Annotated in this window: 15 protein-coding genes; 10 read left to right on the top strand and 5 right to left on the bottom strand. The window is 70.0% G+C overall.

From position 1 onward, the window contains the following. Positions 1 to 14: 14 nt before the first annotated feature. Positions 15 to 923: a LysR family transcriptional regulator gene (locus E1294_RS23750; RefSeq protein ID WP_165977443.1), complete on the top strand. Its 909-nt coding sequence runs from the start codon at positions 15 to 17 to the stop codon at positions 921 to 923. Here the strand turns inward: E1294_RS23750 and E1294_RS23745 are convergent. Both E1294_RS23745 and E1294_RS23740 read right to left on the bottom strand, forming a co-directional pair. Continuing rightward, positions 920 to 1,540, bottom strand: coding sequence for a MerR family transcriptional regulator (locus E1294_RS23745; RefSeq protein WP_132511637.1), 621 nt, complete (start codon positions 1,538 to 1,540; stop codon positions 920 to 922). The two genes, E1294_RS23750 and E1294_RS23745, sit on opposite strands and share 4 nt — an antisense overlap. 15 nt (positions 1,541 to 1,555) lie before the next feature. After that, positions 1,556 to 2,404 carry a LysR family transcriptional regulator gene (locus E1294_RS23740; protein WP_132511635.1) on the bottom strand — a complete coding sequence of 283 codons (849 nt, stop codon included), beginning with the start codon at positions 2,402 to 2,404 and terminating at the stop codon, positions 1,556 to 1,558. 375 nt (positions 2,405 to 2,779) lie between these two features. On the opposite strand from E1294_RS23740, the gene E1294_RS23735 reads away from it, so the two are divergent. Together E1294_RS23735 and E1294_RS23730 are read left to right on the top strand one after the other, a co-directional pair. Continuing rightward, a complete protein-coding gene (locus tag E1294_RS23735; protein WP_132511633.1) occupies positions 2,780 to 3,841 on the top strand; it encodes a thiolase C-terminal domain-containing protein in 1,062 nt (353 codons plus the stop codon). Positions 3,842 to 3,916: 75 nt separating this feature from the next. Further along, the gene (locus E1294_RS23730) at positions 3,917 to 4,138 is read left to right on the top strand and encodes a hypothetical protein (protein ID WP_132511631.1); all 222 of its coding nucleotides are present in this window, start codon (positions 3,917 to 3,919) and stop codon (positions 4,136 to 4,138) included. Here the strand turns inward: E1294_RS23730 and E1294_RS23725 are convergent. Next, positions 4,135 to 5,268, bottom strand: a complete 1,134-nt coding sequence (locus E1294_RS23725; RefSeq protein ID WP_165977442.1) for an N-acetylglucosamine kinase — start codon at positions 5,266 to 5,268, stop codon at positions 4,135 to 4,137. The two genes, E1294_RS23730 and E1294_RS23725, sit on opposite strands and share 4 nt — an antisense overlap. A 60-nt stretch (positions 5,269 to 5,328) precedes the next feature. Between E1294_RS23725 and E1294_RS23720 the strand changes: the two genes are divergently transcribed. From E1294_RS23720 to E1294_RS23695, 6 genes are all read left to right on the top strand, one after another. Beyond that, complete coding sequence (locus E1294_RS23720) at positions 5,329 to 6,228, top strand: MurR/RpiR family transcriptional regulator (RefSeq protein WP_246083222.1); 900 nt, start codon at positions 5,329 to 5,331, stop codon at positions 6,226 to 6,228. Continuing rightward, positions 6,225 to 6,998 carry a sugar isomerase domain-containing protein gene (locus tag E1294_RS23715; RefSeq protein ID WP_132511625.1) on the top strand — a complete coding sequence of 258 codons (774 nt, stop codon included), beginning with the start codon at positions 6,225 to 6,227 and terminating at the stop codon, positions 6,996 to 6,998. The genes E1294_RS23720 and E1294_RS23715 overlap by 4 nt, the downstream gene beginning before the upstream one ends. Positions 6,999 to 7,128: 130 nt before the next feature. Next, positions 7,129 to 8,481 carry a cellulose binding domain-containing protein gene (locus tag E1294_RS23710; protein ID WP_132511623.1) on the top strand — a complete coding sequence of 451 codons (1,353 nt, stop codon included), beginning with the start codon at positions 7,129 to 7,131 and terminating at the stop codon, positions 8,479 to 8,481. Positions 8,482 to 8,542: 61 nt separating this feature from the next. Beyond that, positions 8,543 to 9,802, top strand: coding sequence for an extracellular solute-binding protein (locus tag E1294_RS23705; protein ID WP_132511621.1), 1,260 nt, complete (start codon positions 8,543 to 8,545; stop codon positions 9,800 to 9,802). Continuing rightward, positions 9,802 to 10,686: a carbohydrate ABC transporter permease gene (locus E1294_RS23700; protein WP_132511619.1), complete on the top strand. Its 885-nt coding sequence runs from the start codon at positions 9,802 to 9,804 to the stop codon at positions 10,684 to 10,686. The genes E1294_RS23705 and E1294_RS23700 overlap by 1 nt, the downstream gene beginning before the upstream one ends. After that, entirely contained in the window at positions 10,683 to 11,501 is an 819-nt protein-coding gene (locus E1294_RS23695; RefSeq protein WP_132511617.1) for a carbohydrate ABC transporter permease, read from the top strand. Before E1294_RS23700 ends, E1294_RS23695 begins: the two co-directional genes overlap by 4 nt. Here E1294_RS23695 and E1294_RS23690 read toward each other — a convergent pair. Continuing rightward, positions 11,491 to 11,973: a GntR family transcriptional regulator gene (locus E1294_RS23690; protein WP_132511615.1), complete on the bottom strand. Its 483-nt coding sequence runs from the start codon at positions 11,971 to 11,973 to the stop codon at positions 11,491 to 11,493. The two genes, E1294_RS23695 and E1294_RS23690, sit on opposite strands and share 11 nt — an antisense overlap. A 41-nt stretch (positions 11,974 to 12,014) precedes the next feature. Continuing rightward, positions 12,015 to 12,491, bottom strand: a complete 477-nt coding sequence (locus tag E1294_RS23685; protein ID WP_246083221.1) for a GntR family transcriptional regulator — start codon at positions 12,489 to 12,491, stop codon at positions 12,015 to 12,017. A 110-nt stretch (positions 12,492 to 12,601) separates the two neighbouring features. On the opposite strand from E1294_RS23685, the gene E1294_RS23680 reads away from it, so the two are divergent. Further along, positions 12,602 to 12,907: a hypothetical protein gene (locus E1294_RS23680; RefSeq protein WP_132511611.1), complete on the top strand. Its 306-nt coding sequence runs from the start codon at positions 12,602 to 12,604 to the stop codon at positions 12,905 to 12,907. The last annotated feature ends 67 nt before the right edge of the window (positions 12,908 to 12,974 follow it).

Genomic DNA, 12,974 nt, shown 5'->3' with positions numbered 1-12,974 from the left:
GTAAGTTGATGTGCATGGTTGATCCGGCTCGCCTGAAGGTGCTCGTGGCCCTGCACGAGCAGGGCACACTCCATGCCGCGGCCTCCACGCTGCACATCTCCCCGTCGGCCGCCTCGCAGCAACTGGCGACGCTGACGCGCGAGGCGGGGGTGCCGCTCGCCGAGGCCGACGGCCGCAAGCTGCGCCTCACGGACGCCGGCCGCGTGCTCGTGGACCACGCCTATGCCGTGCTCGCGCTTCTGGAGCGGGCGATGGGAGAGATCCAGGCCACCGTGAACGGCGAGCTGGGGCGGATCACGGTGGGCTCCTTCCCCTCGGCGATCTCGTCGCTGCTCATTCCGGCGGCTCTCATGCTCCGCGACAGCCGTCCACGGCTGCGGGTCGACATCCGGGAGGTCGCTGCGCCCGACTGCCTCGATCAGCTCGCCGGCGGAGATCTCGACGTGGTCGTCCAGGTGGAGGCCGAAGGAGCGCCCTCCCGCGACGACATGAGGCACACCAGGGTGGAGCTGGGCACCGACGACTTCGACCTCGCCCTGCCGATCGCGCATCCGTCGGCGCGCGAGCCCGCGATCGCCCTGCCGCTTCTCCAAGGCGAGGAGTGGGTCAGCACCATCGAAGGCGACGCCTGCGACCGCATGCTGCACCTCGCCTGCGCCTCCGCCGGCTTCCGTCCCAAGGTGCGGCATCGCGCCGGCGACTGGACGGCGATCCTGGCCCTGGTCGAAGCGGGGATGGGCATCGCTTTCATCCCCCGCGCCGCACGGCTGCCCATCCCCGGAGGGATCGTCACCGTGGCCCCGACCGGGCACGACGTCCGGCGGCACATCTACGCGGCGGTGCGGCGGGGGGCGGAGGTCCGGCCGGCGATCGCCGCATATCTCGCGGCGCTGAAGGCTGTCGCATCGCCGGCGCGGGGCTAAGAGCCGAGGCGGGCGGCCGACTCCGACTCATGAGCCATCCTGCGCAGGGCGTCGAACACTCTGCCGTAGAGGACCGTCCCGAGCACGAGGGCCTCCACGGCGGCGTCACGCGGCCCGTCGAACGGGATCTTGTCCATCTCCACCTCCGACACGAGCCTCCCGGCCGTCTCGACGTAGGGCGCCAGGTCCACCTCCATGCCGAGCTGGCGCATTCTGACCAGGGTCTGGGCCAGCTCGTCGCGGGTGGGGGCGTCGGGCGTGATGTCCCAGCCGAGATCCTCGACGAGGCGGTCGACCTCGGAACGGGCCTGCTGCCAGTCCTCGCCGGGCTCCGGCTGGGCGCCGGGGCTCAGGGCGTAGTGGGCGATGCCCAGCATCTCGTGAATGGGCAGCGACTCGTCGTCGACGGCGGCGACGACCTTCTTGATGGAGGACACTGAGAGCCTGCCCACGTCGAGCAGGGCGCGGATCAGGCGGAGCCGGCGCAGGTGCGACTCGCCATATTCGGCCCGCGTCGCGGACGTCTGCACGCCTTGGTGGAGCATGCCCTCACGCAGGTAGTACTTGATCGTGGGGATGGCCACGCCGGACCTGGCGCTCAGTTCGGAGATGCGCATCGCTAGATAATAGCGCTATCCAGATCGGGCCAGGTGGCGGGCCGCGCTGACCAGCTCCTGTACGTCGGCCTGGCGGTTCCAGAGGAAGACGACCTCCAGGGGTGGGACGTCCTCCTTGATAGGGATGAATGCCAGCGTGTCGGGAATCATCGTCCCTTCGCGGACGCAGAGGGTGTAGCCCGCGCCCGCCTCCACCATGTCGATGGCCAGGTCGTGCGTGGCCGCCGACGGGCCGAGGCGGGGGTGCAGGCGGTGGCGTACGAACCCTTCGAGGAAACGTCGGGCGCCGGCCACCGCGTCGGACTCCGGCATGACCAGCGGCTCCGACGCCAGGTCCGCCAGCGACAGCGCTCCGGCGGCGGCCAGGGGGTGAGCGCGCGGCATCAGCGCGCGCACCGGGAAACGGTGGACAAGCATCCTGGCCACGCCCCTCGGCGTGGAACCGGGCGCGTAGCCAAGCCCCGCCTGCAGCGCGCCGTCGGCGATGGAGACGATCTGCTCGGCCGTCCCCATGGGAGCGATGCGCAGGTTGCCGTTCTGGAGCTGGGACAGCAGGCGGGCCACCACGTCGGTCAGCCCGTCGGCCACGCCCAGGCGCGCGACGTGGCCCTTGCTCCTGGCGGCGGTCACGGCCCGCTCGAAGGCGTCGACCGCGACGGTGGCCTGGGCCAGGAACGCCTCGCCCGCCTCGGTGAGCCGCATCCCGCTCGGCGAGCGGCTGAACAACTCGGTGCCGATCTCCTTCTCCAGCGCCCTGAGCTGCTCGGACAGCGTGGGCTGGGAGACGCGCAGTGCGGTGGCGGCCCGGCGCAGTGAACCCGCGCGCGCGATCGCCAGGGCGTAGCGGACGTAGCGTAGATCCATCGCTCACCTCGGGCGTGATGATGATGGGCTATCGGTTGATCGAACCTCGGTATTACAAGGGGCGATAGCTTCCGTGAAGATACACAGTTATCCGCCGCCGCAGATCTTCCGGTGATTCGCCGTTATTCGCTGGTCGGGCGGCTGATCCTGTGGTTCGTTCCGGTCCGGGGCGGGGGGCTGCGGACGGGAACGCGGTCGTTGCGGTTGTCCGTAAACCAGGATGCGGCCTGCTGAGCAAGCGCTTGTCTAGAGCGGGTGCGGCCGGTTAGCGTGATCGGCAAGGAGCCGGTGGCACGGCGGGGGCCCGTCCCGGGCCGGTCGCGTGAGGCGGATGGCGCGCTCTGCCGGCCCCGGCGGGACGCCTGAGGAGGGGGCATGCAGCCCTTCGCGGGGCGGGCGGCCGTGGCCGGGATCGGGATGACGGCCCTGACCAGGGAGTCCGGGCGCACCGAGGAGGAGCTCGCGGCCGAGGCGTGCCGGGCGGCCTGCGCGGACGCGGGGATCGGGCCGCGCGAGGTGGACGCGGTGCTCAGCTATCACATGAACGACTCCGCGCCGGTCGTACGGGTGGCCAGGGCGCTGGGGATCGAGCGGCTCGGCTGGCACAACGACATCGCCGGCGGGGGCACGCAGGCGGCGTCGATCCTGGGGGACGCGGCGATGCTGATCCAGGCCGGTCTCGCCCGCAACATCCTGATATATCGGGCGCTCAACGGGCGCTCCGGCACGCGCATGAACACCGTCCCCACCGGGATCCCCACGTACGGCCTGGCCGGCCCGATCCCGCTGTTCGCCCTGGCCGCCACCCGTTACCTGCACGACACCGGCCTCACTGCCGAGCACCTGCACGCCGTCGTCGCCCAGTCCAGGCAGAACGCCGCGTCCAACCCCCGCGCCCTGCGCCGCGACCCGCTCCCCCTCGACGCCTACCTGGCCAGACCGTACGTCTGCACCCCGCTGCGCACGGCCGATTGCTGCCAGGAGACCGACGGAGCGTGCGCGCTGCTGGTCAGCGCGGTGCTCGACGGGCCGCGCGTGCACGCCGTGGTGCGCGGTGGAGGCCCTGGCTGCTCGTCGATGGACCGTGCCCACGACGTGACCGCGATCTTCTCCTCCTTCGTGGCGCCCATGCTCTGGAGCGCGTCCGGCATGCGTCCTTCGGACGTGGACGTGGCGCTGCTCTACGACGCCTACTCGTGGCTCGTGCCCAGGCAACTGGAGGACTTCGGCCTAGCGGCGCGGGGGGAGCTGGGCCCGTACCTGCTGGAGCGGCGGCACGCCTGGGTCAACCCGCACGGCGGCCTGCTCTCGGAGGGTTACGTGCACGGGCTGAACAACGTCGTCCAGGCCGTTCGGGAGCTGCGGGGCGGGCGTTCTGTGGCGCTCGTGACGGGCTTCGGCGGGAGTTACGGAAGCGCCGCTCTGCTCATAGGGTGAAAAAAGGGCTGAAATGCTGATGGTGCCTCCGTACATGTACGGGGTGTTCCTATCCCGGGACCGACCGTCGGGGAGGTGCTCGCCGAAGCGTGCAGCCGCGGCCTGAAGGCGGTCTTCCAGGTCATCACCCCCGCTCCCGATCACAGCGGCTACCGGATGGATCCGGAGCGGCAGCAGGCCGAGTTCGGCGACGACTGGATCGTCTGGAGCGCGGAGTCTGAGCAGGCCGGCGTGCTGCGCCTGCTGGTGACCCGGGAACGCCTGCCGAAGAACTCCACCATGCCGTCCGCGGGTTAGGGCGAGCGGGTGAAACGGAGGTGAAGCGCCGCGGACTCTCGCGGGCCCACCAACGGGCGCGCGGCCAGCCAGGCCGCCGCCCCCGCCGGGTCCCCCGCCGTGACGGCGCCCTCCAGAAGGCCCTGTACGGACTCCCGTACGGGGCCTTCCGCAGTGAGCACGCCACCGGCGAGCACGATGGGCAGGCCGGGCTGGTGCACCCGGGAGGCGGTTCTCGCGAGCCTGGACGCGGCCTCCGCGACGATGGAGACCGCCGCAGGATCGCCGTCCCGCGCCGCCCGGCTCACCAGCGGCGCCAACTCGGCGAGCGCGAGGGGCGGCCGAGCGTGCACCGCCGCCGCCAGCCGCGCCACGGGATCGCCGCCGATGCCGTCGGGCAGCAGGTGCCGCACGACCGACCCCGCCAGCGACCTCTTCCAGCCCGCCTCGGCATCGGGCATCCCGCCAGCGCCGCCCACCCATCCCGCACCAAGCCCGCCTGGCCCGGCGCCGTCACCCGTACCGGCGTCCCCGACGGTGACGCCCCCGCCTGACACGCCGCCCGCACGGACGGTGCCGGGCGCGGCGACGACGCCGACGGAGCCTGGCGTTGCGCCGACCGGGGTGGTGGGGGAGGGGCGGGATGGCAGGGTGGTGAGTGCGCGGATGGTGGCACGAACGGCGGCGCGGCCGATCCAGAAGGCCGAGCCCTCGTCTCCGAGCAGCCACCCGTACCCGTCGGCGGTGGCGATGGGGACGTGGTCGGTAATTTTTGCCGCGATGGCACCCGTCCCCGAGATGACCACGGTGCCCGACGGTGATGCGGTGCCGGCGGCGAAGGCGGTCACGATGTCCCCGGCCACGCGTACCGGCACGCCGGGGAGGAGGTCGTCGAAGACGCGCCCGGCCAGCGCCGCGCACCGGTCGGGGTTACCGGCCAGCCCGGCGACCACACCCATGAGCTGCGCGGATCCGGACTCCGGCAGGGCCGGGCGGACGGCGGTGGTCAGGTTGGCCGCGGCCGTGTCCATGCCGAGTGCTCCCGGATTGGCCCCGCCCGCGTCCCCGCGCCGCACCAGCGTGCCGTCCAGCGTGAACAGCGCGGCCCGCGACGAGGTGCCGCCGGCGTCGACGCCCAGAACCAGATGCATGTCAAAAATTATTGCCCAAACGCCTTGACGGCACCAGATGCTGAACATAATTATCGGCTCGTGGAACTACTGAGCCGCATCAGGGCCGAGCAGCACGACATGCCCGAGGCGCTGCGCAAGGTGGCCGATGCGATTCTCGCCGCCCCGGCGGAGGCGGCCCGGCTGACCATCGTCGACCTGGCCGAGCGGAGCGCCACGTCCACCGCCACGATCACCCGATTCTGCCGCGCGCTCGGCTTCGCCGGCTACGCCGAGCTGCGGGTGGCCGTGGCCACCGAGACCGGCCGGGTGGCGCAGCAGACGTGGCAGACCGACATCGGCCGCGAGATCCTGCCCGACGACAGCCTCGACCGGGTGCTGAGCGTCGTGTCGGGCAACGACATCCGCCTGATCCAGGAGACCGGCGACCAGCTCGACCTGGCCGTGGTGGAGAAGGTCGCGCATGCCGTGGCCAGGGCCGGGCGGGTGTTGCTGTTCGGGGTGTCGAGCAGCGCGGCCGTCGCCAGCGAGATGGAATACCGGCTGCAGCGCATGCGGGTGCCGACCTGGAGCAGGTCCGACGCCCACACCGCGCTGACAGACGCGGCGCTGCTCGGCCAGGGCGACGTGGCGATCGGCATCTCCCACAGCGGCCGGACACGCGAGGTCATCGAGGTGCTCGCGGAGGCGGGCAGCCATGGCGCGATCACCGTGGCCGTCACCTCGCAGCCGAGGTCGCCGCTGGCCGAGGTGGCCGAGCTGGTGCTGACGACGGCGAGCCGCGCGACGAGCTACAGGTCCGAGGGGTTCGCCGCGATCCACTCGCAGCTGCTTGTCCTTGATGTCGTGTACGTGTCGGTCGCCCAGCGCACGTACGAACGCACGAAGCAGGCGTTCGACGTCACCGTGCGGGCCGTGGCCGGACACCGACTACCAGAACAGGGCCCGGCAGGACCAGGCTCACCAGAAGGGGATATATGACGGTCAACCAGCGAGTCGCCCCGCAGGCTTTCGCCGAGCACATCGCGCACCTCGTCCAGGTGATCCCGAAGGATCCGGAGATCTCGCGGGCTGCCGGCCTCTTCACCAAGACGCTGACCGCGGGCGGCGTGATCCAGGCGTTCGGGTCGGGCCACTCGGAGGCGGTCGCCATGGAGATCGCCGGCCGCGCGGGCGGCCTCGTGCCCACCAACCGGCTCGCGCTGCGCGACATCGTCCTGTACGGCGACGCCCCCAGAGCCGAGCTCGACCGCTACGACCTCGAACGCGACCCCGCCATCGCCCGCACCATCCTCGACCTGGCCCCCGTCCAGGAGCACGACCTGTTCGTCATCATCTCCAACTCGGGCGTCAACGGCGTGGTCGTCGAGCTGGCCACGCTCGTCAAGGAGCGCGGTCACGACCTGATCGCGATCACCTCGCGCGCCCACAGCGAAGCCGTCGCGTCCCGCCACCCCTCGGGCCGCCGGCTCGCCGACCTGGCCGACGTCGTCCTCGACAACCACGCCCCCTACGGCGACGCCGTCCTGCCCCTGCCCGACGGAGGCGCCACAGCGCCCGCCTCCATTGGAGCGGTCTCCACCATCACCTCAGCCCTGCTGGCCCAGCTCGTCGTGGCACAGACCGTCAGCAACCTGCTCGAAGCCGGTGAAGTGCCACCGGTCTATCTCTCGGTCAACGTCCCCGAGGGCGACGCGCACAACCTTCGCCTGGAGGCGCTGTACGCGGGCCGCATCCGCCGCGGCGCGTGACCCGCGCCGCACCCACTCCGGCGCGTGACCCGCGCCGCACCCACTCCGGCGCGTGACTCGCGCCGCATCACCGCTGCTCTTGGCACCGCACGACAGTCGGGGGACCGCCCAACCAAGGAGAACCCCACTCATGTCCCGAAAGTTCGGTAAGGTCCTGCTTTCCTTAGCCATCCCCGCTCTCATCGTCGCCGTCTCCCTGGTCGCGCCCGCCAACGCCGACCAGGCCGTCCGCCTTCAATACCGGACCAGCGCACCCGGCGCCACCACGGCCCAGGCCGAGCCCTGGCTCCAGCTCTTCAACGACGGCACCACCACGATCCCGCTCAACCAGGTCAAGATCCGCTACTACCTCACCGGCAGCGAGACCTACCGCTTCGCCTGCTCCTGGGCGGTCGTGGGATGTTCGACGGTGAGCGGCCAGTTCGTCCGCCAGCAGGGCGGCGACCAGTATCTGGAGGTGGGCTTCACCTCGGGCAGCCTGGCCCCCGGCCGGACCACCGGCGACATGCAGCTGCGCTTCTACCGCTCGGACTGGCAGACGTTCACGCAGGGCGACGACTACTCCTACGGCCCTCAGACCAGCTACTCGAACTGGGACAAGGTCACCGTCTACGTCAACGGCACGCTCTCCTGGGGCCAGCCCAACGGCAGCGACCCCGACCCCACCGTCACGCCCACCGTGCCCCCAGGACCGGGCGGCGAGCTGTTCGACGACTTCACCTACACGGGCTCGAACGACCCCCGGCTGGCCCAGCGCGGCTGGACGGTCCGCTCCAGCTCGGGAGGGCCCGGCGTGCCCGGCGCCACCTGGTCGCCCGGCGCGATCTCGTTCCCCGGCGGCCTGCTGACGCTCGACTCCTCGACGAACGGCACCCCCTCGGGCACCGTGCAGACCGAGCTGTCCACCGCCAACCGCAAGTTCCACGAGGGCACGTACGCCGCCCGCGTGCGCTTCAGCGACGCGCCGACCAGCGGACCCGACGGCGAGCACGTGGTGCAGACGTTCTTCACCATCACCCCGCTGCGCTTCAACCTCGACCCCGACTACGGCGAGCTGGACTTCGAATATCTGCCGAACGGCGGCTGGGGCGAGCCGGCCAACATCCTCTACGCCACGAGCTGGGAGACCTATCAGGGCGAGCCCTGGCAGGCCGTGAACACCCACACGGAGGAGCGCGCCAGCTTCGCCGGCTGGCACGACCTCGTCATCCAGGTCTCCGGCGGCCGGATCAAGTACTACGTGGACGGCCGGCTCTTCGCCGACCACGGTGACATCTACTACCCCGAGACCCCGATGTGGATCATGTTCAACCAGTGGTTCATCGATCTCCAGGGAGCGACGGGCACCCGTACGTACCGCCAGCAGGTCGACTACGTCTACCACAGCAAGAACGAGGTGCTCTCGCCCGCCGAAGTGCAGAGCCGGGTCGGCTCGCTGCGCTCGTCCGGCACCGCGTTCCAGGACACCGTCCCCAACGCGTGACCGCGCCCCGCGCCCGCCCGGCGGGCGCGGGTCCCACCCCCCCAGCACCAGAAGGATCACCATGAAGTACCGCATCCTTGCCCTGGCGGCCGTGTTCGCGCTCGGCGCGTGCGGCACCGGCGCAGAGCCGGAGACCGGGGCGGCGGCGAGCGGCGCCCCTGCGAAGCTGACCGCGTGGATCATGGACGGCAGCGTCACGCAGGAGCTGCTGAAGCAGTTCGAGACCGAGTACGAGGCCGCGCACAAGGGTGTCGACCTCGACGTCCAGATCCAGGCGTGGGACGGCATCGGCGAGCGCGTCACCGCGGCCCTGGCCAGCACCGACGCGCCCGACGTGATCGAGGTGGGCAACACCCAGGTCGCTCAGTACTCCGCCAGCGGCGGCGTCACGGACCTCACCGCCAAGATCGCCGACCTCCAGGGTGAGGACTGGCTGCCAGGGCTGGCCCAGCCGGGGAACATCGACGGCAAGCAGTACGGAATCCCCTGGTACGCCGCCAACCGCGTGGTCGTCTACAACAAGGACCTGTTCGCCGAGGCCGGCATCAAGGAGCCCCCGAAAACCCGCGACGAGTGGCTAGATATCACGACAAAGCTAAATAGAGGCGGCAACCAGGGCATCTATCTGACCGGCCAGACCTGGTACGCGCTCGCCGGATTCATCTGGGACGAGGGCGGCGACCTGGCCGTCCAGGAGGGCGGCCGGTGGAAGGGCGCCCTCGACAGCCCGCAGGCCCGGGCCGGCATGGACTTCTACCGGCGACTCCAGGCCCTCGGCAAGGGCCCCAAGGACGCCGACGAGGCCAACCCGCCGCAACACGAGGTGTTCGCGCAGGGCAAGGCCGCGCAGATCATCGCCGTCCCCGGCGTCGCCGCCCGCGTGCTGGAGGTGGACGACAAGCTGAGGGACAAGATGGGCTTCTTCCCCATCCCGGGCAAGACCGCCGACAAACCCGGCACGGTCTTCACGGGCGGCTCCGACCTGATCATCCCGGTGGCCTCGCAGCACCAGGACGAGGCGTACGCGCTGGTCAAGGCCCTGGCCGGAGAGAAGTTCCAGAAAGAGCTGGCCACGACGATGAGCTTCGTCCCCAACCGCACCTCGCTGGCCGGCGTGTTGTCGGGCGACGAGGGCACCGCCGCGATGGCCGTCGGCGCGGCCAACGGCCGGGCCACCCCGAACACCCCCAACTGGGCCGCCGTCGAGGCCACCTCGGTGATCAAGCAGTACATGACCGCCGTGCTCACCGGCGCCGACCCGGCGGCGGAGGCGAAGAAGGTCTCCGAGTCGATCACCACGACCCTGAACAGCGGATCCTGATGCGGGCTGGACACCGCTCGTTCTGGCCCTTCCTGCTCATCGCCCCCACGGTGGCAGGCGGGGCCTTCCTCCTGCTCTATCCCATGCTCAAGGCGGCGGTGATCTCGTTCCAGCACTTCCGCATGGGCGAGCTGATCAGGGGCGGCGCCACCCTGGTCGGCCTGGAGAACTACGCCGAGTTGCTGGGCGGCGCGCAGTTCTGGCAGGTGGTGTGGCGCACCGTCGTGTGGACCGCGATCAACGTGGCGCTCATCGTGGTCCTGTCCACCGGCGTCGCCCTCATGCTCGTACGCCTGCGCCGCGGCCTGCGCCTGGCCCTGATGAGCGCCCTGGCCCTGGCCTGGGCCACCCCGATCATCGCGGCGACCACGATCTTCCAGTGGTTGTTCCAGTCGGAGCTGGGCGTGGTCAACTGGCTGCTGGTCACCCTCGGTTTCGACTCCTTCCAGGGCTATACCTGGTTCGCCGACGGCACGGCCACGTTCGCCGTACTCGTGATCCTGGTGGTGTGGCAGTCGGTCCCGTTCGCCGCGCTCACCCTGTACGCCGGCCTCACCACCATCCCTGCCGAGCTGTACGAGTCGGCGCGGATCGACGGCGGCAACGGCTGGCAGGTGTTCTGGAAGATCACCGTGCCGATGCTCAGGCAGTTGTTCGCGCTGATCACCTCGCTCGAGGTGATCTGGGTGGCCAAGTGTTTCCCGCAGATCTGGGTGCTCAGCCAGGGCGGCCCCGACGACGCCACCACCACCCTGCCGGTCTACGCGTTCAAGGTCGCCCGGGTGCTGCACCGCTATGACCTGGGCTCGGCGGTCGCCATGCTCACGGTCGTGATCCTCGCCGTCGCCCTGGTCAGCAACCTGCGAAGGATGGTGCGCTCGTGAAACGGCTCGCGCTCAACGCGACGGCGGTCGCCGCGCTCGTGACGACGGTCTTCCCGGTCTACTGGATGTTCCTGACCGCGTTCAAGCCGACACGGGACATCCAGGCGGCCACGCCGACGTTCTGGCCCGTCGATCCGACGCTGGAACACTTCGTCACCGCGGTCAACGCGCCGGGGTTCTGGACCTACTGGCGCAACAGCCTGCTGGTGACGGTCGCGGCGGTGCTGATCGCGCTGGTGGTGGCGCTGCTGGCGGCGTTCGCGATGACCAGGATGCGCTGGCGGGGGCGGAGCACGTTCGTGGTGGCGGTGTTCGCGGCGCAGATGGCGCCATGGGAGGCGCTGCTGGTGCCGGTGTTCATCATCGCCAGGGACACCGACCTGCTCGACTCGCTGGCCATGCTGACCGGCGTCTACTTCATGATCACGCTGCCGTTCACGATCGTGACGCTGCGCGGGTTCCTCGCCGCCATCCCGCCGGAGCTGGAGGAGGCCGCGCAGGTGGACGGATGCAGCCGGCTGGTGGCCTTCCGGCGGGTGGTCTTCCCGTTGCTGGCGCCGGGGCTGATGGCGACCTCGCTGTTCGGGTTCATCACGGCGTGGAACGAGTTCGCGTTCGTGAACGTGCTGATCATCAAGGACCAGGACAAGCGCACGCTGCCGGTGTGGCTCTCGTCGTTCCGTGACGTGTTCGGCACCGACTGGGGCGCCACCATGGCCGCCGCCAGCCTGTTCGCACTGCCCGCGCTGCTGCTCTTCCTCTTCCTGCAGCGCCGCGTCGGCACCGGGATGACGGCGGGCGCGGTCAAGGGCTGACGGGCCATCGCGCCGGATCGCACACGTAGGTGCCCTGGTGCGGCACCGTGACGACCCACCGCTGTTCCCGCAGCCGCGAGACGGCCAGCCGGGCCGTGACCTTGGCAACGCCGTACTGCCGCATCAGCACCTGCTCACTGGGGATCACCCTGTTGGGACGGAGTTCGCCGCGTCTTATGCGCGCGGCCAGGTCATCGGCGATGATCGTATACTTGGCTCTCGTCGACTTTTCACGTGGCACGCCGGCGGGCCCGACGAAGGTGCCCTCGCCCCGAACGGTATGGGCGAGCCGACGCCGGCGAAGCTCCCGGGCCACGTTGCGCGCGGTGCTGCGCGCGATGTCGAACTCCGCCTCCAGGGCCGCCTCGCTCGGCACGGGTTCGCCGGTCCGCAACTCCCCGCTGTCGATCCGCCGGTGAATCACGTCGGCGACCTGAACGTACAGCGGGACTGGGCCATCGCGGTCGAGCATGCCCATATTCTAGACGTGTGGATACAAGCACTTAGGCCAAGTCAGTCCTGGGGCCACGACTCCTTCGGTGAGACGTAACTGCCCCGCTGGGCGACGGTGTAGATCCACCCCTGTTCCCGCAACAGCGCCATGGCGCGCCGCACTGTCTCGCGCGCGACGTCATACTGCTTCACCAGCGCTGTCTCGCCCGGTATGGGGCGCCGGGGGAGGAATCTCCCCGCCTTGATCTGATCGGTGATGTCTGTCGCGATCTGCTGATACAACGGCACTTTTCGCTGCTTGCGAGGCGCTTCTTCCGGTGTGCCGACGAAGGTCCCCTCGCCCTGAACGGTGTAGATAAGTCCTTCCTCACGCAGTACGTGGACCGCGCGCCTGGCCGTGGTTCTGGCGACTCCGAACTCGTACTGAATATCAGCCTCGCTCGGCACCGGGTGTCCGGAGTCGAGTTTCGAAACCCGACGGCGGAGGATGTCGGCGATCTGGACGTAGACGTGGGTGTCCCCTTCGTAGTCGACCACGTAGGCAACATAGGCCAATGCGGGCAAGAGTTCACATATCGTTCTGTCTAGTTAGACAGAGTGATCGCTATATGTAGACAAGAGAAGACGACCAGATCTATGGTTGCGGCATGTCGCAACCACCGCCGATGCCTGCGGATGACCGGTTCCACTCGGCCCATGTGCCGGAGCCAGGTCCTGGCTTCGCCCGGCTGACGTGGGACCCCGTTTGGGCAGCAGGAAACCGTATACGCGTCTGCGACTACACGTGCGACTGCGTGCCGACGTTCTACGAGCTGTGCCAGGCCGGCGGGCAGTATTTCATCCGCAGGACCCGCCGGGTCGGTGGAGAGGTCCTGGTCGACCAGTGCGCCCTCGGTGGGCGCGCCCAGACACTTCTCGTCTGGATCAAAGTGCTGACGGGGGTGGCCGGATGATCAGGATGGGTGACGCATTACTGCGCCCGCGCCCTGATCGGGTTGGGCATGCTCGTAAGGGGATGGA

Origin of the sequence: Nonomuraea diastatica, assembly GCF_004349015.1 — a bacterium.
Classification (GTDB): Bacteria; Actinomycetota; Actinomycetes; order Streptosporangiales; family Streptosporangiaceae; genus Nonomuraea; species Nonomuraea diastatica.
Note: the sequence above shows the minus strand (reverse complement) of the source record. Positions and strands in the feature narration are given on the sequence as shown.